The organism is Frankia torreyi (genome assembly GCF_000948395.1).
Classification (GTDB): Bacteria; Actinomycetota; Actinomycetes; order Frankiales; family Frankiaceae; genus Frankia; species Frankia torreyi.
The window spans coordinates 102,151-126,330 of sequence record NZ_JYFN01000005.1; the positions used below are offsets into that span (position 1 = coordinate 102,151).

The window sequence follows — 24,180 nt, forward strand, 5'->3', positions numbered from 1 at the left end:
CCTACTGCCCTCGGTCCGTCGGCTCGATCGTGAAGGACTTGGCCACATCGCCGATCTGGTCTGCGTGTTGCGCATAGCACAGCGACGAACACGCGAGGATGAGCTGGTAGAGAACCGTCTGCCCGTTGTCGAGCAGACTCGTCTGGTCGATGGTGACCAGGCCGGCGTCGGTCTGCACCTGGTAGACGAGGTGCACCCCGTGCACGCCGTCCTTCTTGTGCACGACCTCGTCCGCCAGCAGCAGGAAGTCGGGCGTCAGCCGGGCGCCGTAGGGGTCCTGGCGCACGGCCTTTTCCTGCGCGGCCACCGCGTCGTCCACCGACAGGACGAAGTTGCGCAGGTCGTTGGTCGACACCGCGTTCGCCTCCTCCGGCAGCAGGTGGCGAACCTGCGCGAACCCCTTGGGCAGGGTGGCGTCCGGGACGAGCAGGCGCGAGTCGTCGAATCGCCGGGCCGCGTCGATGCCCACGACCCATTCCCGCGACATCAACCCCTGCAGCATCTCGGGACTGACGTTGCGGGCATCGATACCGAACAGGGCCGGGCCGGGCATCTCCTGGTGATTCCACCCGTTCGGAACCCGGAGAAACGCGCCGTCCTTCTTGTTTGTCACATATTCGTAACTCGGCGAGCCGCAGCCGCCGACCAAAAGCACCGCCGCCGCTACCGTGAGCAGTAGCAGGGTGCCTGGGAGAGACTTTCGGCGCGGACGGGTCGTCCGACGTCGAGCCGCCACGGCAAACCTCCCGCCTCGCAAGGTCGAACGCATGGTGCGGCGCCGGGCCATGGGTCCATATCGCTTTCCTCCGAAAAGTGTGGCCCAGAAGCCGCCCGACGTGCACAACCTTCACCAAAAAGGGTGAGGCTCCATACCCTCCGCTGTCGGGCCTCGACCGGCGGCGCCACCGTCACGCGCAACCGCGCCACCTGCCCACGGAGGGCTCCCGCCGGCCGGTCCGACGCCCCGCGGCCGAACTTTCGGGCGGCCAGAATCACCGTCCCGTGCCGGCCCGGTCGTCGGCCCGGGTGTCACCCGGGTCCGGCGAGCATCGCCGCGGGGTCGCGTCGCGCCGGTCAGGTCCATGGTGGATACCCGGAAGGCCTCGGCCGAATCGGTGGGACGCGACCCACGTTCCCGCTCACCCACACCGGGCCTCACCCATCGGACGAGCGTGCCGGTCGATTTCCCGGCCGGAGCCGGCTCCACACCCCGCGGGCCCGACCGACCACATCAGGACACGCCGACCGTGGGGCACACTGTCGGTATGGCGCACTATCGGCGTGGTCGAAAGGTTCCTGCGCTTCGTCCCACTCGACGTCACCTCGTCGGGGGGCTGACGGTGGTCGCGGTGTTCGCCCTGGTGGGGCTGACGGCGTGGAACCCGATCGCGGCCGTGCCCGCGCTGGCGGCGATCATCGTGCTCGGCGTGATCGACTGGGCCGTCGTGACGGCCGCGCCCGGCGCGGACGACCTGCCCTCCGGCCCGGCCGCCTTCACCGGCGACGAGCCCGAGTGGGCCGACGACCTCGACACCCCGACGCAGGTGCTGCCCCGGCTGACCTTCGGCTACGCCCGGGCGACGAGCGGCGGCGAGCAGTACGAGGAGCCCGACCAGGACGCGGTGCGCACCATGGCGATCGACATGCGCGGCTACCTCGACGAGGCGGGCCCCGGCCGGATGGGCTGAGCGGTCTCGTCCGCCCGCCGGTCGAGCACCGCCCGCCGGTCAAGCAGACCGTGCACGGCGGCCGTCACCGCACGGACCGCCGCCACCGTGTCGGTGCCGCCGACGGCGGCGTCTCGGCCCGCCGCGAGTCCCACCAGGAAGGCGGTCAGCGGCGCCGCCGGGCGCGCGACCCCGTGGGCGACGTCCCGAGTGAGATCGAGGATCGCGGCGACGTCGACGCCCGTCATCTCCAGACCGAGCTCGGCGCCGACCTGGGCGAGCCATCGGTCCAGGACGTCGCCGCCACCACCGGGCGGCGGGCTGTCCCCGGGGGGCGGGGTGTGAGCGGAGGTCATCGTCACATCGTGCCCGGCCGGACCCGGCCGGCCCATCGCCGTGCGCGAGCCACGTCGGCGGGCGCGTCACAGTCCAGGCAGGCGAGGGCGTCCGCGCGCACGGACGTCACCACCTGGTCGGTGAACAGGCCGCGCACCGGCCGCCCGACCGGGTCGGCCGGCAGCGCGGCACGCAGCCTCGCGGTACGCCAGACCGCGGCGAGGTACTGGCGCCGCCCGCCCGGGTCGACCAGGACGGCGGCGTGCGCCGCTGGCTCCTCGGCGCCGCGGCGCAGCAGCTCGATCTCCCGACCGGTGAGGAACGGCAGGTCGGCCGCGAGGACGGCGACGAACGGGGTGGCGACCACGGCCAGCCCCGCGGCGATCGCCGCGACCGGGCCGCCGCCCGGCGGGTCCTCCCGGCACCACCACACCCCGCCCTCGGGAGGCGCCGCGAGCTGTCGGCGGGGGCCGACGACGACGATGCGCTCGGTGCCGGCGCCGGCGACCGCGGCGAGCACCCGATCGAGCAGGGTGGTGCCGCCGACGACGACGGCCGGCTTGTCCCGACCGCCGAGGCGGCGGGCGGCACCGCCGGCGAGCACGAGTGCGCTGCAGCCGGCCCGCGGGGCGGTCATCCGCCGATCGCCGACATGGGCCGGTCCGGCTGCCGGAAACCGCGCTCGCCGATCCCGTGGCCGGTCTTCTTGCCCCACACCGCGGCCCGCCACAGCGCGGCGAGCCGCTCGTCGTCCGCGCCGGCGCGCAGGGCCGCGCGCAGATCGCTCTCCTCCCGGGCGAACAGGCAGTTGCGCACCTGGCCGTCGGCGGTCAGCCGGACCCGGTCGCAGGCCGCGCAGAAGGGGGCGGAGACGGAGCCGATCACCCCGACCCGACCGGGCCCACCGTCGACCTCGAACAGCTCGGCGGGCGCGCTGCCCCNCCCCGGCAGGGGCCGCAGCGTGAACTCGGCGCGCAGGGCCGCGAGGATCTCCGCCGCGGTGACCATCGCCGAACGCTGCCAACCGTGCTGGGCGTCGAGCGGCATCTGCTCGATGAACCGCAGCTCGTACCCCCCGGCCAGCGACCAGCGCAGCAGGCGGGCAGCCTCGTCGTCGTTGACGCCCCGGACGAGGACACTGTTGACCTTGACCGGGGCAAGACCGGCCGCCGCGGCGGCGCGCAGCCCCGCGAGCACGTCGCCGTGCCTGTCGCGGCGGGTGATCCGGGCGAAGCGGGTCGGTTCCAGGGNGTCCAGGGAGACGTTCACCCGGTCCAGGCCGGCCGCGCGCAACGGCTCGGCCAACCGGACGAGCGAGAGCCCGTTCGTGGTGAGCGAGAGTTCCGGCCGCGGCCGCAGGGAGGCGAGCCGGGCCACCAGCGCCGCGAGACCCGGCCGCAGGGTGGGCTCACCGCCGGTGAGTCGGACCTCGGTCACGCCGAGCAGCCGCACCGCGATGCCGACCAGGCGAACGATCTCGTCGTCGGTCAGCAGACGCGCCGGCGCCAGCCAGGGCAGGCCGTCGGCGGGCATGCAGTAGACGCACCGCAGATTGCACCGGTCGGTCAGCGACACTCGCAGGTCCGTCGCAACGCGACCATGGGTGTCGACAAGACTCACCGGTCCAGCGTATAGAGCCCAAGCGCCCCAACCCACCGGGCCCTTCGGCCGGGGCGGACGGCCAGGCGGACCGACCGGTGATGCCGGCAAGGCAGACCCGGTCGGGCCGACCGAACCACGCCCCGGCCGAGCCCGCGGACGCCGCCGGGCGGCGGGCCGGGGGCGTCGCGCCGCCCCTGGCCGTCGCGCGCCGAAGGGGCTGCCGGGCGGGCGGCCGGCGCCCGTGGTCAGCGGGCCTGCGAGACTTAGCTCTCGGCGGTCGATGGACCGGCCCACCCGGCCGCGCATGTGCGGCGGGCGGCGCCGTCCGCGCACGCGACCGCGGGGCCGGCGACGCCGGCGCCACAGGCGGGAACTTTCGGCGCGGGGAGGGGCTGGGCAATGCAGGTCTTCGGAGTTGACGTCGGAGGAAGCGGGATCAAGGGCGCTCCGGTCAACATCGAGGACGGCACGCTGGCCGCGCCCCGGTTGCGGATCCCGACCCCACAGCCCGCCGAGCCCGCCGCCGTCGCGGCGACCATCGCCGAGGTCGTCGGCCACTTCGGCTGGTCCGGTCCGGTGGGTGTCGCCCTGCCGTCGGTGGTCAAGAACGGCGTGGCGCTGACGGCGGCGAACATCGCGTCGTCCTGGATCGGCACCGACATCGTCGGCCTGCTCGCCGGCGTCCTCGGCCGAACCGACGGGGATGCCACCTCGGTGCCGGCGCAGCCGCCCGGATCCGCCACTGCGGCGGACATCACCACGGTGAACGACGCGGACGCGGCCGGGATCGCGGAGATGGCCTTCGGGGCGGGCCGCGACACCGCCGGACTGGTCATCATGACGACGTTCGGCACCGGCATCGGGACCGCTCTGTTCCTGCACGGGCAGCTCATCCCGAACACCGAGCTCGGGCACCTGGAGATCCAGGGACACGACGCGGAGACGAAGGCCTCCGACGCGGCCCGCGAGCGGGAGGACCTGTCGTGGGAGAAGTGGGCCAAGCGGGTGACCCGGTACCTCAACACGCTCGAGGCACTGCTCTGGCCCGATCTGATCATCATCGGCGGCGGGGTCAGCAAGAAGACCGACAAGTTCCTCGACCAGCTCGACCTGCGCACCCGAGTGGTACCGGCACAGCTACAGAACGAGGCGGGCATCGTCGGCGCCGCGCTGTCCGGCCTGGCCGATCAGAGCCGCCCGCGCCCGTCGGCCCGCCCGACGCGGCGGCGGGGACCGGCGACCCGCCCGCCCGGCGGCCGCCGGCCGTAGGATCATCCGGCCGGCTCCCGGGCCCGGACGGACAGGCCCGACTCGGTCAGACTGTGCGTGTCGTCCGCCGTCAGCCCACCAGCCGGCCGCATCGATGGCAGGGTGTCACCTACCGGGACGCACAGGCCGAAGGCGGGTTCAGGTGCGTCATGCCGATCTGCTCGCAGGCTCGTCGGCCGACCGGCGAGATGTGCGCCGCGGCATGCCGACCCGGGCACGGTACGGCTTCGAGTGAACAGGAGGCGCCATGCGTGAGCTGAGGGCGGTCGCACTCAGCGAGGACGGCGGCTACCTCGTGCTCGCGGACGCAGGCGGCAGGACCGACGGTGAGCAGTTCCGAGTGCCGGTGGACGACCGGCTCCGGGCTGCCCTGCGCGGGATGCGCCGCAGCGAGGTGCGCACCGAAAGCGCGCTGACCCCGCGGGAGATCCAGGCCCGGCTGCGCGCCGGGGAGACCGCCGCGGAGGTCGCCAGAGCCGCCGGCATACCCGTGGAGCGGGTGGAGCGTTACGAGGGTCCCGTGCTGGCCGAGCGCGCCCGCGTCGTGCAGGAGGCCCGGGCGGCGCTGCTGCCCAAGGACCCCGGCGGGGTGCCCGGGCGGCCGCTCGGCGAGGTCGTCGACGCCCGGCTGATCGTCGCCCAGGACAATCCCGCCGCCGCTCAGTGGGACGCCTGGCGCCGCGTCGACGGAATCTGGCTCGTTCAGCTCACCTCGGACAGCCGCTGCGCCCGCTGGACGTGGGATCCGGTCGTGCGCCGGGTCCGCCCCCACGACGACGCCGCCCGGGCGCTGGTCGCCCCGGAAAGCGCCGAGCAGCCCCCACCGCCGCCGCCCGCGCCGCCCGTGCTGCGGGCCGCGGGTCCGGCGCTGACGCTCGTGTCCGACCAGGGGCTGCCCGCCACGCCAGCCCAGCCGACGGTCGCCGCCGCCCCGCCCCCGGCGGCGCCGCAGGAGCCCATGGTCCGGCCCCATGTCCAGCCCACCGCCTTTCCCGCCGCCCCGGCGGCCGCCTACCCCGCCGAGGATCGTCCGTCCGGTGGCGGCGGGACGCCTCCGCAGCGTCCCGCGGCCGTGCCGCCGGCCGCCGCCACGATGCGGCACCCGTCGGCACGTGCCGACGGCCGCTGGCAGCCGGCGCCCCGGGAGCACTGGGACGAGCCGGCCCGGACCGAGACGTTCCGCGCCGTGCCGGAGCCGGGCCCTGCCGCCGGCCGTGACGAGCCGGCCGCCGACTACTCCGCCACGACCCGCCCGGTGACCCGGCCCGAGCCGGAGCCGGCCGAATCCTGGGCCGCCCCGGCGGGGGGCGAGGCGGCCGGTGAGGCTCCTGACCTTTCCCTGCCCGCCGAGGAGGCTGGTGCGCGCCGCCCCGAGCCGCAGACGCCGCGGCGGACGGCGGCGACCCGGGTCGGCTCGCTGCCGCGCGGGACCGGCCGCCGGGTCGCCCCCGAGCCGGGCGGCACCAGGACCGCCGCCGCGCCGCCGGCAGCCGCCACCGGTCGCGCCGCCCCGGCCGCCCGGTCGTCCCGACCGGGCGCACCGGCCGCAGCCGGATCCGGACGAACGGGAGGAACCCCCCGGGCCGCCGTCGCCCAGGCCGGCGCGCCGGCCGTGACTTCCGCCACGTCGCCGGCCGGATCCGGCGTGACGCCCGCCGCGGCCGCCGGCCCGAGCGCCGCCGCCGGGGCACCCACCCGCCCGGCCAGGCCGGTCGCCACCCCCCCGGACCGGCGTCCGGGGCAGGCCGACGATGCCGCCGCCGCAGCGCCATCCGCGGATGGCGGCGCCTCCGCCACCCCCACCGAGGAGTCGGCCCAGACACCCGCGGTGAGCTCCCCCGCGGTCCCGAGCGCGGCGGAAGGAGCCCCCGCCACCGCCGCCAGGCAACGCCGAGGCGCGTCGGCGCCAGCGGCCAAGGGTGAGCCGTCTTCTACCGATCCGGAGGATTCGACGACGGAGGGTACCGACGAGTCGACCGCAGAGAAGTCGAGTGCACCCGCTGCGTCACGAAGCCGCCAGAACAACGGCACCCGTGGGGGGGAACGTCCCGCAGGCGGTCGACGTGGACGCAAGTCAGTGCCAGCATGGGACGACATCGTCTTCGGCGCCCGACGGCCCTGATCAGGCCGTAGCTCGCCGGGGGCGAGTAACCGTCCGCGGGTCCGAAGCTCCGCGGACACCACGCCGCTCTGGATGCAATGACGCCACGAGAGCCGGCTGTGAGTAAACCGTCACATGGTCAGCAGGAACGTCTGACCGCCTAACACAGTTGGAGTAGATGTGACAGGGACTACCACGAAGCCGACGCTGACCAACCTCGATCGTTGCGACCGGTGCGGTGCCCAGGCATACGTGCGGGTGGTGCTGCCTGGCGGCGGGGATCTCCTTTTCTGCCGCCATCATGCCAAGTCGCACGACTCCAAGCTGCGTGAGATGGCCGTCGAATACCACGACGAGACCNACAAGCTCAGCGTGTCCTGAGTCCTACGCTCAGGTATTAAAGGGGCATGCCACGACCACGTGGCGTGCCCCTTTCGCTGCTCCCAGTCACGGTGGAGAGCGGGCACGGTGACGTCAGACCGAGCGTTTCCCCGCCCCCTCCCCCAATCAGGGGATCTACCCCGACACCGTGTGGGCGCCGTTGACCTCCAGGCACTCCACCAGGCCATACGGTGGGGCCGTGTCCGCCATGGGGAAGGAGGCGTCCACCCTCGTGGCTCGCAGCCCGGCGCGGGGCCGCTGGTCGGTGCTGCTTCGCCGGGTCGTCCTCGAGGCCAACCCGGAACTGGTGGCGCACGCCCGGGAGCGTCGCACGGTGGCCCAGGCGAAGGTGCGGCGCAGCGCGATGTTCCGCCGTCTTGACCGCCAGCAGCGCCGGGTCCCCCGGGGGCCGCTGCGCCTGGCCCGCACGACGCTCGCCAACGCCTGGCGCCACCGGGTGCTGGGCCTGGCGGCGGAGGCGGGATTCTGGCAGTTGCTGTCCCTGCCGCCGTTGCTGCTGTCCCTGCTCGGTGCGCTCGGCTATGTCGCCGACGCCATCGGCGGGGACGCCCTCAGCAGCATCCGGGACAGCATCCTGCGCGGAGCCGGTGACCTGCTGACCGAGTCGGTGGTCGACGACGCGGTGCGGCCCACCGTGGACGAGATCCTCTCTCGCGGTCGGCCGGATGTGATCTCCATCGGCTTCGTGCTGTCGTTGTGGACCGGTTCGACGGCGATGGCAACCTTCGTCAACACCATCACCATCGCCTACGGCCAGCGCGACCAGCGCTCCGCGGTGCGTAGCCGACTGGTGGCGCTGGGGCTGTTCCTCGCCCAGGTCGCCAGCGGCGTGATCATCCTGCCGGCGCTGATCTTGGGACCTGGGCTGATCTCCCGGATTCTCGACGCCGACCAGCACCCGTCGGTCGACCATCTGCTGACCCTGCTGTTCTGGCCGGTCGTCGGGCTGGTCGCGCTGTCGATGCTGACCTCGCTGTACCACCTCTCCCTACCGGTGCGCAGGCCCTGGTGGCGGGCGCTTCCCGGGGCCACCCTGGCGCTGGTGTGCTGGCTGGTCGGCAGCGACGTGCTGCGGCTGTACCTGGAGATCGTGTTCAGCCACGAGCTGGTCTACGGCTCGCTGGGAGCGCCGGTGGCGGCGCTGTTGTTCTTCTACATCACCGCTCTGGCGGTACTGCTGGGCGCCGAGCTCAACGCGGCGCTGGACGAGCAGTCCTCCCAGCGCAGGAGGAGGCGGGACGGCGGGCCCACCACCGGCGACACCTCACCTCCCACCGACAGTCCGCCCGCCGCCGACAGTCCGCCTTTCCCAGACAGCCCGCCTCCCGCCGGCAACCCGCCTGCTGCCGGCGGCCCGGCTGCTGTCGGCGGCCCGGCTGCTGTCGGCGGCCCGGCTTCCACGGAGCATCCGCGTTCCGCCGGCGGTCAGTCCGCCGGCGGCGGCTCGCCGACCGGTGACGGCCCGTGCCCGGTCGTCAGGGAGGCCGATCCGCCCGGCCCCGGCGGCGGCGTCTCGTTCGAGCGTTGCGCCGTCGACGACGGCCCCACCACGCCGACGACCCCGCTGTGGCGAGGGCCTGCTCAGTAGGTGCAGGAGACGCCCGCCGGGGCGGCGGCCGGAGTCGACTGTGCGCTGACCGGCGCTCCGTCGCCCACGGCCACAGCCGGCCGGGACCAGGACACCGGGACGGCCGCGGTGGTGGCCGGACCGGCGGGCAACGCGCCCGCCGGACTCACCCCGGCGGCGCGACCGCCGAAGGGCTTCAGGAAGGCACCGAGCTGGTCGGAATCGGGCACCAGCACGCTCTGCCCGGCGCGTTGACCGGCCGCGGCCGGCACGGTGGCGAACGCGACCCCACCGGAACCGATCGACTGCATGCGGACCGCCAGCAGGCGCAGATCGGCCAGGGAGGTGCCGTCATCGAGGGTGATCGCCGAGGTCGCGGCGTCGACCACATCGATCAGCTTCGCCGGATTGAGCAGCGTGTCGGTGGAGGCGATCCGTTGGAAGACGACCCCCAGGAACTGCTGCTGGCGGCGGATCCGGTCGATGTCGCTCTCCGGTAGGCCGTACCGCTGGCGGACGAAGGCCAGGGCCTGCGCGCCGTTCAGCCGGTTCTCCCCCACCTGGCCGGAGAACCCCGAGTAGTGGTCATGCAGGTTGTCGAAGCCGCGCGCCCTCAGCTCGGCCGGCAGCTCCCTGATGCAGACGGTGACCCCGCCCAGGGCGTCGGTCATCCCCTGGAAGCCGACGAAGTCGATCTGCACGTAGTGGTCGACGCGGATCCCGGTGAGGCCCTCGATGGTCGCGACCAGCAGGGACGGGCCGCCGTAGGAGAAGGCCGAGTTCAGCTTGGAACGCTGGGCCGCGTGCTGGGCGCCCCGCGCGTCGGTGTAGGCCGGGATCCGCACCCACAGGTCGCGGGGGAAGGAGATCAGGGTCGTCGAACCGTTGCCGTCGAGATGGGCGAGGATCGTGGTGTCTGACCGCTGCCCCTCGGCCACCCCGAACTCGCCGTTGGTCCCCGCCCGGGTGTCGGATCCGACCAGCAGGATGTTCTGGGTGCCGCCGGCGGCGGACGCCGGCCGGTCCACGCCGGCGGAGAAGGTCAGGGGGGTGTGTCGGACCCGGCCGTCGTAGTGTCGCAGCACGGCCCAGCCGCTGGTGGCCAGAACGAGCACGACCGCGGCGAGCACCGCCGCGACGGCGGTGACGCCGCGGCGGATCGAGCTGTGGCGCGGCGCGGGTTCGCCGGTTTCCGGCAGGTCCGGCCGGGTCGGGCCGGGCGCAGCGGCAACCCGACGGCCGCCGGGCGGCGCGGCGCGACCAGCCTGGGGATCACGCCCGGCGTGGGGATCACGGCCCGAACGGGGATCGCCGTAGGGATCGCGGGAACCGCCGCCGGCGCCCGGCTGGGCCCGTGGACGAGCCGGGCGGTCCACCGCGGGCGGAGGCGACCCGGCGTCGCGGCGCGGCCACTGCCCCGCGGGCCAGTTCTCCTCAGCGGCGGGCCGGGGGGCATCACGTCGGGGGGCATCACGTCGCCGGCCGCCGCCCTCCCCCGCGCGGCGTCCCGCGGGCGGCCCGTGCCGTTCCGGCCGCTCCGGAGGCCAGGTCATGGCCGCCTCCCCCTCCCTCATCCACCGGGAGCAGATCTCCCGCGCCGGCCGGCGCCGCGATCGACGCGTTGCCGCCGGTCCCGGCGGTGCGCCGCGAGCCGACGAACGGAACACTCCGGGACAGCCTCTCACCGATCCCGTGCCGTGGGGCACCCTCGGCGTCCTCGGCGGCTGTCGGATGGGCGACCCGGCACGCCGGCGACCGCGGGTCCGACCAGCACGCTGCACGCGGTCCCGACTCACAATCCGTGGACGCGGCCGTCGACCGCAATTGCGGACCCGCATCGACGATCGGGCCGAAAATGCCGACATCGGCCGGATGTGAGGTCACTTACAGCACCCTGGTGGAGTCACCCGCGTCGACTCGGATGTCCCGGCTCACCGGGAGCCGCCCGATCCCTGCCGCAGGAGGCGGATGAACACGCGGATATCGGGCCGGGATTGCGGTGACCGATGACGTCCGCACCCGGACCGAACCTCCCTCGGGCGCACCGCCCCGGGCCCTTACCCGGGGTCCGGGACCCCCGTCAACGGGCAGCGACAGAAAGTTACGTAACGGCGGATTTGGCGGATCTCGCACAACCGATTGCTTGCCCGCGTTAACCCGTTCGAAGCGGGAAGGCCAGCCCTTGGGTAACCTTCCGAAGTTGCCGGACGCAGCCGGCACAGACCCTCGACCCCGGCGAACGGATGACGGCGCGCACGAGTACCCGATCGCCGAGCGACGGATCGGGTCGGGCGCCATCCGGATCGGCTCACATCATCCGGACGATCGGCGTACCGAAAATCCGGCTCCGACCCCGGCGAGATGTCCGCTGCGGTCTCGATGGACGGCGGACCGGTTCAGCACTACCCGCCGGAGCGCGACCCGGCCTACCGTTAACGGTATGAGTGCCCAGTCCCACCAAAGCACACCTCCACCGGCCGGCACGGGGGTACCCGAGGGAGCCCCGGCGGAGCGTGACCAGAACGTCAGCACAGCCGGCGAAGCGGACGTTGTCCGCCCCCGCATCGATGTACCCGGGGCGACGACGGATTCCGCTGGCGCGGAGTCGGATTCGGAGCCCGCGACCGCCGGGACCGGCGAGTCGACGGTCGAACCGACGGCGCCTTCCGGCCGCGAACCCGGCCAGGCCAACCACGATGAGGAACCACACGCGGCGTTCCGGCGGTTTATGGCAACCGGCTGGGCGCCCATTGACGACGCTGTGCCATCCCGCGATGACTGTGCACCCTACACCGCGAAACGCCGCGCCTTGTTGGGCTCACGGTTCCCGACCGATGCCCTCGTGGTGCCCAGCGGCGGCCTGCGGGTACGGGCAAACGACACGGATTTTCCGTTCCGTCCGGGAAGTGACTTCTTCTGGTTGACAGGCTGTCATGAACCCGATGCGGTGCTGGTTCTGCTACCCAACGCGGCCGGTGAGCACGATGCCACGCTGTATGTCGCCGGCCGCTCGGACCGGTCGAGCTCGGCGTTCTACACCGACCGCCGATACGGGGAACTCTGGGTCGGTCCCCGGCCGGGGGTTCGCGAGACAGCCGCCGCCCTGGAGATCGAGTGCCGGCCGCTGACCGATCTGCGGGGCGCGCTGGCCCGACTGGCGCCGGGAAACACCAGGACGCTGCGGGGAATCGATCCACTGGTCGACCGCTCGGTGCTGCGGTGGTCCGACGACAGATCGGGCGACGACCGCGATGTGGTCCTCGCGCAGGCCCTTTCCGAGCTGCGGCTGGTCAAGGACGACTTCGAGATCGCCCGGTTGGACGAGGCGGTCGCGGCGACGGCGCGAGGCTTCACCGAGTGCGTGGGGGAAATCGGCCGCGCGATGGAGCTGCCCAACGGGGAACGCTGGTTGGAGGGCACCTTCTGGCGGCGCGCTCGCGTCGACGGCAACGACGTCGGCTACGGCTCCATCGTCGCCTGCGGGCACCATGCAACCACCCTGCACTGGGTGCGCGACGACGGACCGGTGCGCGCCGGTGAGCTGGCCCTGCTGGACATGGGGGTGGAGGGGAGGTCGCTCTACACCGCCGACGTCACCCGCACGCTGCCGATCACCGGCCGTTTCACGGACCTGCAGCGCCAGGTATACGACGTGGTTCTCCGCGCGCAGCAGGCCGGCATCGACGCGGTCCGCCCGGGAGCCTCGTTCCTGGCTCCACACCGAGCGGCGATGCAGGTCATCGCCACCGCGCTGGCGGACTGGGGGCTGCTGCCGGATGGGGCCCAGGCATCGCTGTCGGAGGATCCCCACGCACCGGGCGNGGGGANCCACCGCCGATACACGTTGCACGCCACGTCGCACATGCTCGGGCTGGACGTGCACGACTGCGCCCAGGCGCGGGACGAGACCTACCGGGATGCGGCACTGGAGCCGGGGATGGTGCTGACGGTGGAACCGGGCCTGTACTTCCAGCCCGACGACCTCACCGTTCCGCCCGAGCTGCGCGGCATCGGGGTCCGGATAGAAGATGACATCCTGGTCACCGGCGAGGGAAGGCGGAACATGTCCGCCGGGCTTCCGCGAACCTCGGAAGACGTCGAAAACTGGATGGGCCGGCATCTGCCGAACTGACGCAACGAACAGAGCCGACGACAGCGCGCGTCGGCTCGGAGGTCAAACGTTCCTGCCACACCGGCCAGGCCGGTGTGGCAGGAACCTGCCCTGGCAAAACCTGATCAGCAGGTCTTTGGGCGCCGGGGCCTGCGGCCCACGGCCGAATACCGCGGGCACGGCGGGTACTACGGGGTCCACCGCTTCGAGTCTCGACCCGGAAAAGTCGTCAAGACCAGGATCAGTGGGCCTTGTCGTACGCCTCGACGATGTTGGAGGCGATACGGCCACGGTCACTCACCGTGTATCCGTTGCTGCGCGCCCACTCGCGAATGTCGGCGGTGCGGTCGGTTCCGCCGGTACGCCGCGAAGCGGTACGCACGCCACGGCGGCTGCCCGCCGCACGGCCGCCGGAACGGCGGGCCGCAGTCACGAACGGGGCCAGCGACTCACGCAACTTCGTCGCGTTCTTCTCCGACAGGTCGATCTCATACTGCGCACCGTCGAGTCCGAAGCGGACAGTCTCGTCGGCCTCTTCTCCACTGAGATCGTCAATCAACGAGACGATGGTCTTCTGGGCCATGCCACACTCCTTCAGGTCAGCGGACCGCAGAACTCACGCGTCTAGTATTACCACGAGAACACCGGGAACTGTCACGCCTGGTTCGACGGACTCGCAGACTTGGGGCCGCCGAACACGAAGACACCGGTCTAGGCACGCTGGTGAGGCTGTCGGAGTGCGGAACCCAAAGACGGTGGCCAAGCTCGGCATGATAGGGGCGATCATGTTCTGCGAATCACACCTTCCGAGCCGAAACGCCGGCCGCAAGCGGACAGTTGGGCCGCCGTCGGCCGGGCGGCGACCATGTCCGCCGACCTTGGGACACCGATCGTGTTCGTCTACCGACTCCCCGGACGATTGCCGGGCAATCGGCAGGCATCAGCCGGTGGGTGCTTTGGGGTGCTGGCGCCGCGAGCGGAACCGACCGGTACGAATGCCAAAGGCGATCGTGGCGGCGGATGAGTACGCCTGATTCCGGCGCCGACCCTATGGCTCGGCGCACGGACGAGTACCCACGGACGTGGGTGGTGGACGGTGCCAACGTCATTGGGTCCCGGGCCGACGGCTGGTGGCGCGACCGTCCGGGCGCGGCCCGGCGCCTGCTCGCCGATATTTCGGCCTGGATCGCCGGGTCCGACGGGCACGTCGGATCGCCCGGGTCAGCGGAATGGCCGACGGGGATCGTGGTCGTTCTGGAAGGGGCGGCCCGGGCCGGGGTTCCCGCCGCCGCGGTGGTCGTCGAGCCGACTCCGGCGAAGTCCCTGGCTCCCGACGATGACCATGTCCAGTCACGCGGAAGCACGGACCAGCCGAGCGGGAACACGGATCAGCCGAGCGGGAACACGGACCGGCGGGCCGGGAACAGCTACCAGCCGGCCGGGAACACCGGCCGGCCACGCGGGAAGGGCGATCGGTCTACGGGGAAGGGCGACCACTCGGCCGAGAACGGTGACAGCTACGCGAGGAAGGGCCGCCGCTCGCCTGGCGACGGCGACGGCGACGGCAATTCCGGGAACGGCGCCGACCGATCGGACGCGACGAACGACGACAGCGCCGCACCCTCACTCGCCGTCGTCCACGCGCCCGGGAACGGCGATGACGCGATCGTCGACGCCGCCCGCGACGCCGGCCCCGGCGTCATCGTGATCACTTCGGATCGCGGGCTCACCGCCCGCGTCCGCGCCCTCGGCGGCGAGGTGCGTGGCGCCGGCTGGCTGCGGGACCGGCTTCGGCGGTAAGCGCGCCCGCGCGGTTCTCGGCTGCACCCGGCTCCGCCCACCGGGCTCACCGCCCGGCCGCTTCCGGGTCGGCCCGTCCGGCATACCCCTTCCGGGGCTCCCAACGCGCGTGCGGGGCCGGAAGGGTGCTATGGGAGAAAAAGACCCGACCGTGGTGCCAGCGCGGGTCTGACGCCTTCTGAGGGCCTCGCGTCGCCCTGGCGCACCAGTCCGCGCCGCGTCGACCACGCATCGCCCGGGAAACCCGGCCGGAGGCCCGCGAGGATCGCCCGAGCGGCGGTCCTCGGGCGCGGCGCCGGCTGCGGACGCCCGGCTCGTCCTGATCCGCCAGGCGGTCCCTGAGACGCGCCGTGCGGACGCCCGGCCGGGGCCGGGCGAGGCGGCACCGGGCGGGACGCAGGCTCAGACGCCGACGGACACCGGTCGCCGCGGCGGCGGGCCGGCGGCCAGGCGGGCGGCGTAGCGCCCGGCCGTGACGCTGACGTCGAGGGGAATCCCGAAGCAGTCGGACAGCCTGGGCGCGGTGAGCACCTCAGCCGCCGGACCCGCGGCCCGCACCTGGCCGCCGCGCACCAGCAGGGCATGGGTGACGCCCACCGGGATCTCCTCGACGTGGTGGCTGACGAGGACGCTGACGGGCGCCGAGGGGTCGGCGGCGAAGCGGGTCAGCCGGCGCAGCAGTGCCTCTCGGGCCCCGAGGTCAAGCCCGGAGGCGGGCTCGTCGAGCAGGAGCAGTTCCGGGTCGCTCATGAGCGACCGGGCGATCAGCACCCGCTTGCGTTCGCCCTCGGACAGCGTCCCGAAGCGCCGGTCCCGCAGCTCCCGGCAGCCGAACTGGGCCAGCAGGCCGGCGGCGCGGGCGAGGTCGACGTCGTCGTACGGCTCGTCGCCGCGCCCGAGCACCGACCAGCCGGCGGTGACCACCGCGTCGAGCACCCGCTCGTCCGGGGGCGGCGTCTCGACCAGCGCCGGGCTGACGACGCCGACCCGGTAGCGCAGCTCGAGAAGGTTCACCGTGCCCAGCCGGTGACCGAACAGGTCGACCGTGCCCGAGGTCGGAAACAGCCGGCCCGAGGCCACCTGCAGGAGGGTCGTCTTTCCCGCACCGTTGGGGCCGAGGACGACCCATCGCTGACCGGGAAACACCTCCCAGGCAACATTTCGCAGAAGGTACGACCCATCCCGCACGACATTGACATTGTCGAGCCGCAGCACCGCGTCCGGCATGCCGCTCACGTTACGCGAGACGTGCCCGCCCGGCGGCGGCGGGACAGCCCGACCCCGCCACACCCGCCCTGCGCCGCCCGCCCGGGCGATCCGATCACGACGCGCCCGGATCGGCGGGGGCCGGCCCCACCAGGTCAACCTCCGCCCAGACCACCTTGCCGTCGGGGATCGGGCGGAAACCGTGCCGCACGGCGAGCCGGGAAACCAGGCCGAGCCCACGCCCGGCCTCGTCGTCCGGCGAGGCGTGCCGGCGCCGGGGCAGCCGGCCGCCGCCGTCGGCGACCTCGACGACAGCCCGGTCACCGAGCCGCCGCAGTCGCACGGACAACGGCGGCCGGCCGTGACGCACGGCGTTGCTCGTCAGCTCGGACAGAACCAGGACGACGGTGTCGATGATCTCGACCGGCAGCTCGGCGTTCTCCAGCGCGAGCCGGCACTGTGCCCGCGCCGCGCGCAGCCCGGACGGACCGTCGACGGTGACGTCGAGCAGCGTCGGTCCGGCGGTCGGTTCGTCGGGCAGGCGGGCGAGCAGCAGCGCCACGGCGTCGTCGGCGGGCGCCGGCTGGTTGTCGCGGCCAAGGCCCGCGCAGGCCGCGGTCGCCAGCGCGTCGAGGTTGTCGTCGGGTGCCTCGCTGGTGCGGGCCAGGACGGCCGCGAGATCCGAGACGCCGGCATCGACGTCCCGGCCGCCCCCGCGGACCAGGCCTTCGGTGAACAGGGCGATGAGGTAGCCCCGGCCCAGGCGGACGGTGTACTCGGTGGCGTCGGTGTATCCCGACGGATCCCGGTGGACATCGCCGAGCGGGGAGCCGACCGCCATGTACAGCCGCGAGACGAGCCCGTCCGGGGCGACCACGAGGGGCGGCGGATGGCCGGCGCTGGCCAGCGTCAACACGCCCGTGTCGAGCTCGGCGATCGCGTAGATGCAGGTCGCGACCTCGCGTCCCGGCAGGTCCGCGACGACCCCGTCGAGCAGCGCCAGCACCTCGCCGGGTGGCAGGTCGAGGCGGGCGCAGGCGCGCGCGGCGGCGCGTAGCTGCCCCATCACGGCGCTCGTGCGCAGCCCCCGACCCCGGACGCCGCCGATCACCAGGGCGGCCCGGCCCGCCCCCAGATCGATCACGTCGAACCATTCCCCGCCGGCGTCCCCCTCGGCCCCGGCGGGCAGGTAGCGGGAAGCCACCTGCAATCCCTTGGGCACCACCGGTGCCGCGCCGCGCAGGGCCTCGTGCAGCTCCACGGCGCCGCTGTGCGCGCTGTGCTCGCGGTCGATGCGCTCCAGGGCGACCCCGGCGCGCGCGGCGAGCTCGGTCAGGAAGGCCAGGTCGGCCTCGGTGAACGGGGCCCGGTCACCGACGGCGGTCAGGCTGAGCACGGCCGCGACCCGGCCGGCCCGCACCACGGGCAGCACGGCCGTCGTGTGGGCGCCGGCCTGACGGATCCAGCGCGCGATGTCGGACGGCGGCTCCCAGCCGTCCCCGGCGTGGCTGACGACCTCCCCGATCCCACGGGCCGCGACCTGGGTGATCGGGTTCGCCGGCGAGGCGAGCGCCGCGATCCAGGCGCCGGTCGAAGGCGCGGCGCCGGTCGCGGCGGAACCCGCGACAATCAGCGGCCGCAGCCGCGGAGCCTGCGCCGTCCCGCCCGTTCGCCCACCGCCGTCCTGCTCGGTCCCGGTGACCTGCCCACCGCCGTCCTGCTCGATCCCGGTGACCTGCGCGCCGCCCTCAGCCGCCGCAACCGCGGTGGGCGCGAGAGCCGGATGGGCCGTGACCAGGTGGACCGCGCACAGGTCCGCGATCTCCGCCACGATCAGCTCCGCGACGGCCCGCAAGGACGGCTCGGGGTCCTCGGCCGCGGTCACGATCTCCGTGGCCCGGGTCAGCAGGCGCAGCCGCCGGTCGGCGCGCTGCCGGGCCTCGCGCTCCTCGTCCGCCGCGGTGAGCGCCGCCTGGGCCCCCGCCGCCTCGGTCACGAGCCGCTCGTGTGCCCTGGCCCGCTCCAGCGCGCGGGCGCCGGCCGCGGCGATGCCACCGAGGTAGGCCCGATCCGCGGCGGTGAAGGTCCGCGGCGCCGGGAAGGCGAAGGTCACCACGCCGAAGGCCGAACCGTCGGGGGCGACCAGCGGCAGCATGGCCCACGCCTGCTCACCCGCCGCCGCGGTGGCGTCGGCGAGACCGGACACCGGCCAGCGAGCGAGCAGCTCCTCCCGGTCGGCCAGGAACAGGGGCCGGGCTCCCCGCACCACCTCGGCCACCGGATGCACCGCTCCCAGCGCCACGTCCGGCCAGCGGCCGGACCGCTGTGCCGGATCCTCGCCGGGTCGGACGAACCGCAGCTCCTCCTGGCCGTCGTCGACCAGCGCGACCCCGCGCCCGGCCGCCCGCGCCGCCTGACCGCCGACGTCGAGGATCGCCGCGAGGACCTCGTCGACCGTGCTGGCCCGGGCCAGCGCGACGGAGAACAGCCCGCCGGACTCGGCCCGTTGCGCGGCCGCCTCGGCCTGTTCGACGGCCGCCTCGGCCCGCTGATCGGCATCGGCCCGCGCCGCCTCGGCGGCCCGCTCCCCGGTGAGGTCGCGGACCACGCCGAGCCACTCGGCCGGCCGCCCGTCGCGCGCTGGACCGGTGCCGGCGGCGGCCTGACCGCCGGCGGCATCCACCGCAGGTCCGGGCACGGGCAGCACCCGGGCGGTGACGACACGCTCGGCGGCGCCCACGCCGCTCGGCGCGGAGATCCGGAATTCGGCCTCGAAGGTCTCGCCGCGTTCGACCGCCCCCCGCCACAGCCGCGCGACCCGGTCCCGGTCATCCGGATGCACCCCGGACAGCCAGCCGCCACCGGCCAACGCCCCCGGTTGCTGGCCGGTGGCGGAACGCCAGCCNGGCAGGTCGACGTCGAGGGCGCCGTCGGCCGTCGCGTGGAACACATCCAGGCCGGCGGCGTCGGCGAGCCCGCGGTAGCGCGCCTGCGCCCGCAGCCGCTCCCGATCGGCGATCTGCAGGCCGGTGACGTCCAACGCGACGAAGGACACCCCCACCGGACCGAGCTGCGGATCGCTCACCGGGAACCAGCTCGCCAGCCAGATCAGCGGTGTTCCGGCCGGGCCCGCGACCCCCACCTCCAGGTCCACCACGGCCTCGCCGGTACGCAGCACCCGGGCCAGCAGAGCGTCGAGTTCGGCATCGCTGTCACCGAGCACCTCGGACACGGTGCGGCCCAGGTGGTCCCGGGCGGACCGGCGGTCCAACCGGGTGAGCGCCTCGTTGACGCGCACGAACCGGCCAGCCCGGTCGAGCAGGGCGAGTCCGACCGGAGCCCGGGCGAACAGGGCATCCAACATCGCGTACGCCGCCACCGCGGGATCCACCCCGCTGCCACCACCGCTGCCACCACCGCTGCCACCGCCACCCGGTGCCGGTGGCCCGCCACGGGCAAGGCTCAGCGGCCCGCGCTCCGGGGGGACGTCCTCGGGGCCTCGCCGCGGGCCGGTCCCGTCGATCACGTCGCGCGGCATCGCCGTGCCGGCCACCGGCGGATCGGCCCGCGGGACCAGTGGCCATCCCTCGGGCAGCACGGGCAGGTCTCGGCCCCCGCCGCTCTCGGGATCCTGGCCGGGCACCAGGCTCGGGCCGGGGGCCGCCGTCGAACCAGGGCTCGCCAGCGAAGCGGGGCTTGCCAGCGAACCAGGGCTCGCCACGGCACCAGGGCCAGGCGTGGACCCGCCGCCGGAGCCGCCGGAACCGCCGGCGACGCCGCCCGGCGCGGGGCGGGCGCCCGGCGCGAGAGCTGGGCCGGGCACGCGGGTCGGCGGGGCAGTCGGTGTGCCGTCGATCGAGCGACCCCCGCCGCTCACGTCCGGCCGACCCGGCCCGGGAACCTGACCCGGCATGATCGGCCCCGAGACCGGCCCGGTCGAGATCGGCCCGGTCGAGATCGGCCCGGCGTCTTCCGGACCGCTTCCGGCGGGACCCGTCGCCCCCGACTCCGGCGGCCGCTGCGCGCCCCGCTCCGGGCCGTACATCGGCACCAGCTCCGCCTGCCCGGGTGCCCTCACCCCGGGGATACCCATGGCCTCGATGGGCCCCCCGGAATCGGACTGCGGCACCCCAAAGGCGCCGGATGCGGGCCAGACGGGCGGCTGCCCGGAGTACGGCGACGTCATGGGAGACGATTGTGGACGGTGTGACCATGTTGTGCCGAACCGCCCCGGACGGGAGGTCGGTCGACTACAGGCAGCGCCGGGGTCCAGAAACGCCGCGGTCCGGCGTCCGCCCTGGGCATGGAAGGGCCGGTCACGACCTCCGCCGACAGCACGGTGACCCGCCCGGTCGACACGATGACCGGGTCAAGAGTGAGATGAACCACCTCGGGGATATCGTCGGCGAGCCGGCCGACGCGCAGCACGAGATCCTCCAGCGCTGCGATGTCGACGGGAGTCGAACCGAGGTAGCCGAGCAGCAGCGGCGCCGCCCGCACCGAGCGGACCAGCCGGGCGGCGTCGACGTCGGTCAGCGGCAGGATGTGGTGGGCGCGGTCACCGAGCAGCTCCGTCGCCGGGCCCGACAGGCCGAAGGAGACCAGCGGGCCGTACTGCGGATGCTCCTCGGACCCGACGACCACCGACACGCCGACCGGCGCCATCCGCTGCACGACGATCGGCACCTCCGGCCCGAGCTGGGAGCGCAGCGACGTCCAGGCCGCCCGCACCGCCGCCGCGTCGGGCAGGTCGAGGCGCTGCCCGCGCAGGTCCGGCCGGTGCCGGTACGGGCGGGACCGGGCCTTGACGGCCACCGGGTAGCCGAGCCGCGCAGCCGCCTCGACGGCGCGCCGCGGCGAGGTCACGAGCTCCGCCGGCTGCACCGTGATGCCGTAGCAGTCCAACAGCGCGGCGGCCCGCTCCTCGGGCAGCCGACCGGCCAGGCCGGCGATGATCGCGCGGGCCTCGTCGGTCCGCACGGCCGTCACCGGCTCGATACCGGTCGGGCGAGACCGCCACTGCGCGTAGCCAACGACGCGACGCAGTGCGGTCACCGCGGCCTCCGGTGACGCGTAGGCCGGGATGCCGGCGAGCTCGCCCGGCAGGTCGACGCCCTGCATAGAGGCCAGAATCGGCACGGTGATGCGCTCGGCCGCCTCGACGGCCCCGGCGGCGACCGGGCCCGGCGACGAGGGCGGCAGGCGGGCCAGCGTCACGATGAGTGCGTCGGACCGCTGCGCCGCGGCGAGCAGCGCGGCCGTGAACGCCGCCGAACCGCTGCCCGCGGGCAGCAGGACCTCCTCGACGATCAGACCGGCGGCGTCGGCGGCGTGCGCGGTGAGCCGGACCAGCGCCCGGGAGTCGCCGATCACCGCGACCCGGTTTCCCGCGGGCAGCGGCTGCGAGGTGAGCAGCAGCGCCACGTCGAAAGCCTGCGAGATGCGGTCCACGCCGATCACGCCGGCCTGCCGCAGCAGGGCGTCGTCGAGGGCCGAGCGGCCGGAGTACACGGTCACGATCGGCTTGCGCCGGCCGAGACGGCGCGCCAGCCGGGCGAACTTGCGCGGGTTGCCGAACGTCTCCAGGTGCATGATCACCGCGTCGGTCTCCGGGTCCTCCTCCCAGTACTGGAGCAGGTCGTTGCCGCTGACGTCGGCCCGATCCCCCGCCGAGACGAACACGGACAGCCCGACCCCCCGCGCGGCGGCCGCCTGCAGGATCGCCCCGCCGAACGGTCCGGACTGCGAGTAGCAGCCGACCCGCCCGGCCGGCGGCATCTGGGGCACCATCGACGCGTTCAGGCCCCCCGCCGGGTTCTGGATGCCCATGCTGGCCGGGCCCACGACGCGCATGCCGTCGGCCCGCGCCTCGGCGGCCAGGGCGGCGTCGGCGGCATCGTCACGCTGGTCGGTGAGCACGACCAGCCCCCACACGCCGGCCCGCCCGCACGCGGCGACGACCCCGGGCACCTCGGCCGGCGGCACGCACACGACGGCCAGGTCGATCGGGCGGGGCACCTCCTCGATGCCGCCGTAGGCGCGGATCGAGGCGACCGCGGTGCCGGCCGCCGCGGCGGCCGGGTTCACCGGGTAGACCGGCCCGTCGAAGCCGCCGGTGAGCAGGTGGCGCAGCACCGAGTTGCCCACGGAGCCCGCGGCCCGCCCGGCGCCGATGACGGCGATCGACCGGGGATGCAGCAGCCGGCCGATGGAGGCCGCCTCCGCGCGGTGCTCGCGGGCGCGCATCACCGTCACCGACTGCTCGGTAGGGGTGATCTCGAACGACAGCCGGACGGCGCCGGAGTCCCAGGCCCGGGCGACGGTGTAGCCGGCGTCGAGGAAGACGCGGATCATCTGCCGGTTCTCGCCGAGCACGTCGGCGTCGAAGCGACGGATCCCGCGGTCCCAGGCCGCGGCGGCGAGGTGCTCCAGCAGCACCGAGCCGAGGCCCCGACCCTGCTGGGCGTCCTCCACCAGGAAGGCCACCTCCGCCTCGGTCGGCCGGGCCGCGGTGCCCTCCCAGTGCGCCACGGCGACGAGATCGTCACCGATCATGGCGACGATGGCGCCGCGCAGCCGCTGGTCCACCACGGTCATCCGGTGGATGTCGGCGTCGCTCAGCGCCCGGCGAGCGGTGAAGAAGCGGAAGTAGATCGACTGGGGGGACAGCCGGGTCCAGAACGCCCGCAGCAGCGGGCCGTCGGTCGGCAGGATCGGCCGGATGTGGGCCGTGCCGCCGTCGGTGAGGATGACATCGGCCTCCCACTCCGCCGGGTACGCCAGAGGCGTCTCGTCCCCGGCCGGGGGCGGCAGCGGCGCGGCGCTCACCGGTCCACGGTCGGGTCGAGACCGTGCAGGGGCAGCACCTCGCGCCGGGTGGCGGCGACCGCCCGGTCCAGCGGGTCGTCGGGGTCGCCCTCGCCGGCGTCCCAGGGCCGGTAACGCACGCTCACCCCGTCACCGAGGGTCCGGGGCATCCCCGCCGTGGCTCCGACGGAGTCGTGGCCGGTGACGGCCCGCACCCGTTGCGGGGCCTCGGCGCGCCACTGCGCCGGCAACGCGGTGCCGGGTTCGAGAGGGTGGTGGGCGGCGACCGCCAGCAGTTGCGTCCACGCCCGCGGCACCACCGCGTCCAGCGCGTACCCGCCGCCGCCGCAGGCCAGCCAGCGGCCGTCGCACAGCTCGTGGGACAGCGCGTGCAACGCCTCGTAGGAGGCCCGCTGCCCGTCGACCGACAGCTCCAGATCGGCCAGCGGATCGAGGGCGTGGGTGTCGCAGCCGTGCTGGGTCACCAGCACCTGCGGCCGGAACGACCGCAGCAGCACCGGGACGACGCCGGAGAAGGCCCGCAGCCAGCCGGCGTCACCGGTGAACGCGGGCAGCGCGACGTTCACAGCGCTGCCCGCGGCGCCCGGCGCGCCGACCTCGTCGGGGAAGCCGGTGCCGGGGAACAGCGTCCGCCCGGTCTGGTGCAGCGAGATCGTGAGCACCCGCGGGTCGTCGTAGAACGCCGTCTGCACCCCGTCGCCGTGGTGCACGTCCACGTCGACGTAGGCGATGCGGGTCGCCCCGGCGGCGAGCAGCCAGGCGATCGCGATCGCGGGATCGTTGTAGATGCAGAAGCCGCTGGCCATCCCCGGCATCGCGTGGTGCAGACCGCCGGCGATCGACACGGCGTGGCGCGCCGGCCCCCCCCACACCGCCCGGGCGGCCTCGATCGTGCCGCCGGTGATCAGGGCGGCGGCCTCGTGCATCCGCTGGAAGACGGGGGTGTCGGCGGTGCCGAGGCCGAACAGGGCCGCCATCCGGGCCCGGGTGGGGTCGGGCGCGGCACGGACCGCGTTCAGGTACAGGGGATCGTGGACAAGCTCGATCAGTTCGTCGGGAGCCAGGGTCGGGGTGGCGATCCGCAGCCCCGGCGCGTCGAGCACGCCCAGACTCTCGGCGAGGTCCATCGTCAGGCCCAGCCGGACGGGGTGCAGCGGATGCTGCGGCCCGAAGTCGTAGTCGGCCATGGCGGGATCCCACGCCAGGATGGTGGGTTCGACCGCCGGCGGCAGGGTGCCGCCGGACCGCTGTGTTCCGCCCGGCACCGTCACCCCTCGACGGTAGCCCGAAC

Annotated in this window: 16 protein-coding genes and 5 pseudogenes; 8 read left to right on the plus strand and 13 right to left on the minus strand. The window is 74.3% G+C overall.

Going from position 1 to position 24,180, the window contains the following annotated elements:
• Position 1: 1 nt before the first annotated feature.
• A complete protein-coding gene (locus FF36_RS04875; protein WP_044883755.1) occupies positions 2 to 655 on the minus strand; it encodes a hypothetical protein in 654 nt (217 codons plus the stop codon).
• Between the two features lie 610 nt (positions 656 to 1,265).
• On the opposite strand from FF36_RS04875, the gene FF36_RS04880 reads away from it, so the two are divergent.
• Positions 1,266 to 1,688 (plus strand): hypothetical protein, encoded by a 423-nt coding sequence (locus FF36_RS04880; protein WP_044883756.1) that lies wholly within the window; start codon positions 1,266 to 1,268, stop codon positions 1,686 to 1,688.
• On the opposite strand, the gene FF36_RS04885 is transcribed toward FF36_RS04880, so the two are convergent.
• The 5 genes and pseudogenes from FF36_RS04885 to FF36_RS37135 form a co-directional block, all read right to left on the minus strand.
• The gene (locus tag FF36_RS04885) at positions 1,652 to 2,023 is read right to left on the minus strand and encodes a DUF6457 domain-containing protein (protein WP_044883846.1); all 372 of its coding nucleotides are present in this window, start codon (positions 2,021 to 2,023) and stop codon (positions 1,652 to 1,654) included. The two genes, FF36_RS04880 and FF36_RS04885, sit on opposite strands and share 37 nt — an antisense overlap.
• A gap of 2 nt (positions 2,024 to 2,025) precedes the next feature.
• Positions 2,026 to 2,640, minus strand: a complete 615-nt coding sequence (gene mobA / locus FF36_RS04890) for a molybdenum cofactor guanylyltransferase (RefSeq protein WP_044883757.1) — start codon at positions 2,638 to 2,640, stop codon at positions 2,026 to 2,028.
• A pseudogene (locus FF36_RS37125) lies at positions 2,637 to 2,944 on the minus strand (GTP 3',8-cyclase MoaA); the annotation flags it as partial. The gene mobA and the pseudogene FF36_RS37125, both read right to left, overlap by 4 nt.
• Before the next feature lies 1 nt (position 2,945).
• A pseudogene (locus FF36_RS37130) lies at positions 2,946 to 3,253 on the minus strand (GTP 3',8-cyclase MoaA); the annotation flags it as partial.
• Between the two features lies 1 nt (position 3,254).
• A pseudogene (locus FF36_RS37135) lies at positions 3,255 to 3,623 on the minus strand (radical SAM protein); the annotation flags it as partial.
• Between the two features lie 381 nt (positions 3,624 to 4,004).
• Between FF36_RS37135 and ppgK the strand changes: the two are divergent.
• From ppgK to FF36_RS04915, 4 genes are all read left to right on the plus strand, one after another.
• Positions 4,005 to 4,874, plus strand: coding sequence for a polyphosphate--glucose phosphotransferase (gene ppgK / locus FF36_RS04900; RefSeq protein ID WP_044883759.1), 870 nt, complete (start codon positions 4,005 to 4,007; stop codon positions 4,872 to 4,874).
• 247 nt (positions 4,875 to 5,121) lie between these two features.
• Positions 5,122 to 6,996, plus strand: a complete 1,875-nt coding sequence (gene sepH, locus FF36_RS04905; protein ID WP_044883760.1) for a septation protein SepH — start codon at positions 5,122 to 5,124, stop codon at positions 6,994 to 6,996.
• A 159-nt stretch (positions 6,997 to 7,155) separates the two neighbouring features.
• A partial coding sequence (locus FF36_RS04910) for a DUF7455 domain-containing protein (RefSeq protein WP_242422297.1) occupies positions 7,156 to 7,335 on the plus strand: 180 nt, incomplete at its 3' end.
• Positions 7,336 to 7,564: 229 nt separating this feature from the next.
• Positions 7,565 to 8,965, plus strand: a complete 1,401-nt coding sequence (locus FF36_RS04915; RefSeq protein WP_044883762.1) for a YihY/virulence factor BrkB family protein — start codon at positions 7,565 to 7,567, stop codon at positions 8,963 to 8,965.
• On the opposite strand, the gene FF36_RS04920 is transcribed toward FF36_RS04915, so the two are convergent.
• The gene (locus tag FF36_RS04920) at positions 8,959 to 10,497 is read right to left on the minus strand and encodes an LCP family protein (protein WP_044883763.1); all 1,539 of its coding nucleotides are present in this window, start codon (positions 10,495 to 10,497) and stop codon (positions 8,959 to 8,961) included. The genes FF36_RS04915 and FF36_RS04920 overlap by 7 nt on opposite strands.
• A 1,175-nt stretch (positions 10,498 to 11,672) precedes the next feature.
• On the opposite strand from FF36_RS04920, the gene FF36_RS04930 reads away from it, so the two are divergent.
• The coding region (locus FF36_RS04930; RefSeq protein ID WP_242422298.1) for an aminopeptidase P family protein at positions 11,673 to 12,765 on the plus strand (1,093 nt) is incomplete at its 3' end.
• Between the two features lie 7 nt (positions 12,766 to 12,772).
• Positions 12,773 to 13,076, plus strand: a pseudogene (locus FF36_RS37140) (M24 family metallopeptidase); the annotation flags it as partial.
• Between the two features lie 220 nt (positions 13,077 to 13,296).
• Here the strand turns inward: FF36_RS37140 and FF36_RS04935 are convergent.
• Positions 13,297 to 13,638, minus strand: coding sequence for a histone-like nucleoid-structuring protein Lsr2 (locus tag FF36_RS04935; protein WP_011606763.1), 342 nt, complete (start codon positions 13,636 to 13,638; stop codon positions 13,297 to 13,299).
• A 506-nt stretch (positions 13,639 to 14,144) separates the two neighbouring features.
• Between FF36_RS04935 and FF36_RS31400 the strand changes: the two genes are divergently transcribed.
• The gene (locus tag FF36_RS31400) at positions 14,145 to 14,855 is read left to right on the plus strand and encodes a hypothetical protein (protein WP_052680959.1); all 711 of its coding nucleotides are present in this window, start codon (positions 14,145 to 14,147) and stop codon (positions 14,853 to 14,855) included.
• Between the two features lie 402 nt (positions 14,856 to 15,257).
• Here FF36_RS31400 and FF36_RS04950 read toward each other — a convergent pair whose 3' ends face one another.
• From FF36_RS04950 to FF36_RS04965, 5 genes and pseudogenes are all read right to left on the minus strand, one after another.
• Positions 15,258 to 16,082 (minus strand): ABC transporter ATP-binding protein, encoded by an 825-nt coding sequence (locus tag FF36_RS04950; RefSeq protein ID WP_044883766.1) that lies wholly within the window; start codon positions 16,080 to 16,082, stop codon positions 15,258 to 15,260.
• Positions 16,083 to 16,176: 94 nt separating this feature from the next.
• The coding region (locus FF36_RS04955) for a SpoIIE family protein phosphatase (RefSeq protein WP_242422300.1) at positions 16,177 to 18,966 on the minus strand (2,790 nt) is incomplete at its 5' end.
• 1 nt (position 18,967) lies between these two features.
• Positions 18,968 to 20,247: pseudogene (locus FF36_RS40330) on the minus strand (PAS domain-containing protein); the annotation flags it as partial.
• A complete protein-coding gene (locus FF36_RS04960) occupies positions 20,244 to 22,889 on the minus strand; it encodes a bifunctional acetate--CoA ligase family protein/GNAT family N-acetyltransferase (protein WP_044883767.1) in 2,646 nt (881 codons plus the stop codon). The gene FF36_RS04960 and the pseudogene FF36_RS40330, both read right to left, overlap by 4 nt.
• Positions 22,886 to 24,154: an acetoin utilization protein AcuC gene (locus FF36_RS04965; RefSeq protein ID WP_173667287.1), complete on the minus strand. Its 1,269-nt coding sequence runs from the start codon at positions 24,152 to 24,154 to the stop codon at positions 22,886 to 22,888. Before FF36_RS04965 ends, FF36_RS04960 begins: the two co-directional genes overlap by 4 nt.
• Positions 24,155 to 24,180 lie beyond the last annotated feature (26 nt).

Bases quoted from the DNA above. Each gene is read 5' to 3' on its own strand.
- FF36_RS04880 (WP_044883756.1), top strand. From the start codon at position 1,266: ATGGCGCACTATCGGCGTGGTCGAAAGGTTCCTGCGCTTCGTCCCACT.
- FF36_RS04885 (WP_044883846.1), bottom strand. From the start codon at position 2,023: ATGACCTCCGCTCACACCCCGCCCCCCGGGGACAGCCCGCCGCCCGGT.
- mobA (WP_044883757.1), bottom strand. From the start codon at position 2,640: ATGACCGCCCCGCGGGCCGGCTGCAGCGCACTCGTGCTCGCCGGCGGT.
- ppgK (WP_044883759.1), top strand. From the start codon at position 4,005: ATGCAGGTCTTCGGAGTTGACGTCGGAGGAAGCGGGATCAAGGGCGCT.
- sepH (WP_044883760.1), top strand. From the start codon at position 5,122: ATGCGTGAGCTGAGGGCGGTCGCACTCAGCGAGGACGGCGGCTACCTC.
- FF36_RS04915 (WP_044883762.1), top strand. From the start codon at position 7,565: ATGGGGAAGGAGGCGTCCACCCTCGTGGCTCGCAGCCCGGCGCGGGGC.
- FF36_RS04920 (WP_044883763.1), bottom strand. From the start codon at position 10,497: ATGACCTGGCCTCCGGAGCGGCCGGAACGGCACGGGCCGCCCGCGGGA.
- FF36_RS04935 (WP_011606763.1), bottom strand. From the start codon at position 13,638: ATGGCCCAGAAGACCATCGTCTCGTTGATTGACGATCTCAGTGGAGAA.
- FF36_RS04950 (WP_044883766.1), bottom strand. From the start codon at position 16,082: ATGCCGGACGCGGTGCTGCGGCTCGACAATGTCAATGTCGTGCGGGAT.